The sequence below is a fragment of the Kribbella sp. NPDC050281 genome, from assembly GCF_040655855.1.
In the GTDB taxonomy this organism is placed as follows: domain Bacteria; phylum Actinomycetota; class Actinomycetes; order Propionibacteriales; family Kribbellaceae; genus Kribbella.
The window spans coordinates 1-4,056 of sequence record NZ_JBFAKS010000093.1; the positions used below are offsets into that span (position 1 = coordinate 1).

Sequence of the window (4,056 nt, forward strand, 5' to 3'; positions counted from 1 at the left end):
GCGGGCGGGGGGGGGGGGGGGGGGGGGGGGGGGGGGGGGGGGGGGGGGGGGGGGGGGGGGGGGGGGGGGCCCCCGGGGGCCCCCCCCCCCCTCGGTGATTCAGCTGGTCAGGCTTGGGTGCCTGCCGGCCGGTCCTCCCTTTCGGACCGGCCCGCGGGCGATGTGTTCTTTCTGGTGGTCAGACCAGCCGGGCGAGTGCGAGGCGCGCGCGTGCGCTGGCCCTCTCAGCTCGCCGGGCGGCCCGCTCGGCCCGCTTCTCGGCCCGCTCGATCTGACGAGCAAGGTGGAAGCGCCGGTTCTGCTCTGCGTCGTTCAAGGTAGAACGACAATGAGCACGAGCAAGATCTTCGTTCATTAGATGCATTTCCATTCTCCTGCGTGAAGTCTGTGTCGTCATGGCTCGGTTTCTCGATTCCGGTTGGTTCGTCAGGCTGCGGTTACGGTGTCACTCTTGCGGGGACGCCCACGGGGCCGCTTGCGCGGAACCACCACTCCCTGGACGAACAGTTCGCCGCCCCACACTCCCCACGGCTCGGAACGCTCGAGCGCTCCGGCCAGGCACTCGGCCTTCAGCGGGCAGGTGGTGCACAGCGACTTTGCGTACTCGACGTCCGCCGGCGATTCGGCGAAGAAGAGTTCTGGCGCGTAGGACCGACAGGGCAGGTCCTGCGACGTTGCCACCTCGGTGAAGACATCGAGGAAGCTCACGCTCATTCCGGTCACCTCCCAGTGACTTGATGCTGATCTCTTGTCGTCGGTGACGACCTCCGGTCGAAGGCCGCCAAATCTGTGGACAAACACTGGCTGATCAAACAGAAAGGCCGCGGGACCCTTTTCGGGTTCCGCGGCCTTGGAGGTGCCGGGCTGACGTCTGTCAGACCGGTGGACTCCATGCTCGAGAACCCGAACCGCCGTACTTCGCATCGCCGACAGCTCCGCCCCGGATCTGGGCAGTGCCGGAAGCCATGTGCACAACGGCCGCGAGGTGCGTGCGCGGGAAGGCACCCAGGATCTGGGCGCACGGCAGCGCTACAGCGTCGCTGAACGGCTTCTTGACGATGTTCATCGTGATCATTTCCAGGGCACCTCCTCTCGTTGTGGCGAAGCGGGCGGTTAGCTCGATCGCTATGGTTGTTTGAAGTTTTCGGCCAGGCTTCGACCGCAGAAAGAACAGTACGCCGTCCCCATCGGAGCCCGCAAACTATTTAACGCCAGTTCGCGAAGTTGGCCGGAAGTTGCCGCCTCGGCGTCCGAATCTGGCTGCCTCGTCGGTCTTCCGGCACGCTCCGGGACGTCATCCGCACGCTCCGGGATCGTTGCCTGTGTCACCTAATTGCCACGTCTGCCAGGAGCAGAACACGGCCTGTCCTCCAGAGTGCGCCCCACTCCCCCTGCCTGGCAACACATTTCCGGCCAGTAGCCATGGTCTGCCCGGAAGGGCAGGTCATCGGCCGGGACGAGATCAGCGCGTGCAGAGGGTCAGGATGTGGGCGCCGTACTTGGTGAGTTTGGTGTGGCCGATACCCGGGATCCGGCGGAGGGCCTGTTCGTCGGCGGGACGAGTCTCGGCGATCGCGGTCAGGGTGGCGTCGGTGAGGATGACGAAGGCGGGCATGCTCTCGGACTCCGCCTGCTCGGTGCGCCAGGCGACCAGGGCGTCGTACAGGTCCTGGTCGATCGTGGAGGGGCAGTCCTCGCAGCGGCCGAGCTTGCGGGCGCCGGGATCGAGCAGGCCGCGACCGCAGACGCGGCACTTCGGGATCGGACGGCCGGACCGGGCGGCGCGCTCGGAGCGGTCCGGAGATGGCTCCCACGCTGTTGGTGGCCGGGACGTCCGGACGCCGATCGGATCGAGGAACCGGGTCGGACCCCGCTGGCCGCGCCCACCTGGGGAGCGTGACGTCGACCAACTGATGAAGAGCTGATCCTTCGCCCGCGTCACCCCGACGTAGAACAGCCGCCGCTCCTCCTCGACCTGCGCCGGCGTCTGGGCGTAGCTGATCGGCAGCGTCCCCTCGTGCGCGCCCACGATGAAGACGCAGTTCCACTCCAGGCCCTTGGCCGCGTGCAGCGTGGCCAGCGTGACCCCCTCGGCCAGCGGCGCGTGCTGGATCGAGGCCCGCCGGTCGAGCTCCGCCATCAGATCCAGCAACTTCGCCGACGGATTCTCGGCGGCGAAGTCCGAAGTCATCGTCACCAGTGCGCTGAGCGACTCCCACCGGTCCCGGACGGCACCGGTCCCGGTCGGCGGCTCCGGCGTCCACCCCGCTCCGCCGAGCACCCCGGTCACCACCTCGACCAGGTCGTCCGAGACGTCCCCGGCCTTGGCCTGGCCCCGCAGCAGTACGGCGGCCTGCCGAATCTCGGCGCGCTCGAAGAACCGCTCGGCACCCTTCAGCACTGCCGGGATCTTCCGCTCGGCCAGCGCCTGCTCGAAGTTCTCGGACTGGGCGTTGGTCCGGAACAGCACGGCGATGTCCCGCAGCTGAGTCCCCTCGTCGCGGAGCCGGGCGATCGCCCGCGCCACCGCATCGGCCTCGGCGACCTCGTCGGAGTACTCGCGGTAGACCGGCACCGGACCGGCGTCGCGCTGGGAGCGCAGTGTCACCCGGCCGGGCAGTCCGGACGGTCCGGCCGCGTCGAGGATCTTGTTCGCGACGTCGACGATCTGCGGAGTGGATCGGTAGTCGCGGACCAGCTTGATCACATTCGCCGACGGGTGCCGGGAGGCGAAGCGCACCAGGTTCTCCGGCTCGGCGCCGGCCCAGGAGTAGATCGTCTGCGCCGGGTCGCCGACCACGCAGACGTCCTCGCGGCCGCCGAGCCACAGGTCGAGCAGGCTCTGCTGCAGCGGGCTGACGTCCTGATACTCGTCGACCACGAACGTCCGGTACTGCCGGCGGATCTCTGCCGCCACTCGCTCGTCCTCCGCGAGCAGCGCGACCGCACAGAGCAGCACGTCCTCCAGATCGATCCGGCCGCGCTCCAGCTTCACGTCCTCGTACGCCGCGAAGATCCGCGCGATGGTCGCCGGGTCGAAGGCGGCCAGCGTCCGGCCCGAGCGGGGCGCCAGCTTCGCGTAGTCGTCCGGCCGGACGTTGCTCACCTTGGCCCACTCGACCTCACCGGCCAGGTCGCGCAGCGCGGGCGTGTCCACCCGGACCCGGCAGCGCGATGCCGCCTCGGTGAGCAGCGGGAACTTGCGATCGACGATCATCGGCAGCTCACCGCCGTACACCTTGGGCCAGAACCATCTGGCCTGCCGCAACGCGGCGGAGTGGAACGTGCGCGCCTGCACACCCTCGACGCCGAGCTGAGCGAGCCGGCCGCGCATCTCCCCCGCGGCGCGCTGGGTGAACGTCACCGCGAGCACCCGCAGTGGGTCGAACGTCCCGGTCCGCACGCCGTACGCGATCCGGTGGGTGATCGCCCGCGTCTTCCCGGTGCCCGCACCCGCCATCACCACAACCGGCCCGTGCAGGGAGGTCGCTACCGCGCGCTGCTCGGGATCGAGCGCCTCGAGCAGAGCGTCCGCGGAACCCACGGCAACGGATTGTGTGAGATCGCTCACGGGCTGGGACATGCGGGAAGAGCACCACCTGCGGCGTGGTTCGGGTAGGACGAGAGCAACCCTAGACGGGCCGCCGGACAGAATCCGCGCCCACTTGCAGAAGGAGACAGCCGATGGCGGCTTTCACGATGTACTCGACCCCATGGTGTGGCTACTGCCACCGCCTCAAGGGCCAGCTGAAGCGAGCCGGGATCGAGTTCACCGAGGTCGACATCGAGCAGGTCCCGGAGGCCGCGCAGATCGTCGAGAATGTCAACAACGGCAACCAGACGGTGCCGACGGTGGTCTTCCCGGACGGGACCGCGATGACGAACCCGTCGCTGGCCCAGGTCGCCGAGAAGCTGGCCGCCTGACCCGGCACCACGCAGTACGACGCACGCGGCGCCGACCGCTGATCCCAGACGACGTGGAGGAAGCGGCCGCGCTGTTGCGTTCGCAGTTGGCGGGTCGCCGCGTGCTCGTGCTGCTCGACAACGCGACCGACG

The 4,056-nt window shown here is 69.0% G+C and carries 5 protein-coding genes; 1 reads left to right on the forward strand and 4 read right to left on the reverse strand.

Translation table 11 applies throughout. The annotated features are described in order from the left end of the window. Positions 1–178: 178 nt before the first annotated feature. From AB0I34_RS43975 to AB0I34_RS43990, 4 genes are all read right to left on the reverse strand, one after another. Positions 179–316 carry a hypothetical protein gene (locus AB0I34_RS43975; RefSeq protein ID WP_360458657.1) on the reverse strand — a complete coding sequence of 46 codons (138 nt, stop codon included), beginning with the start codon at positions 314–316 and terminating at the stop codon, positions 179–181. 110 nt (positions 317–426) lie between these two features. Beyond that, positions 427–714 (reverse strand): WhiB family transcriptional regulator, encoded by a 288-nt coding sequence (locus AB0I34_RS43980; protein ID WP_131285495.1) that lies wholly within the window; start codon positions 712–714, stop codon positions 427–429. A gap of 160 nt (positions 715–874) precedes the next feature. Next, positions 875–1,075, reverse strand: a complete 201-nt coding sequence (locus AB0I34_RS43985; protein ID WP_360458660.1) for a hypothetical protein — start codon at positions 1,073–1,075, stop codon at positions 875–877. A gap of 387 nt (positions 1,076–1,462) precedes the next feature. Further along, on the reverse strand, positions 1,463–3,583 hold the full coding sequence (locus AB0I34_RS43990; protein WP_360458663.1) for an ATP-dependent DNA helicase UvrD2: 2,121 nt from the start codon (positions 3,581–3,583) through the stop codon (positions 1,463–1,465). Positions 3,584–3,684: 101 nt separating this feature from the next. On the opposite strand from AB0I34_RS43990, the gene AB0I34_RS43995 reads away from it, so the two are divergent. Beyond that, on the forward strand, positions 3,685–3,924 hold the full coding sequence (locus AB0I34_RS43995; protein WP_360458666.1) for a mycoredoxin: 240 nt from the start codon (positions 3,685–3,687) through the stop codon (positions 3,922–3,924). Positions 3,925–4,056 lie beyond the last annotated feature (132 nt).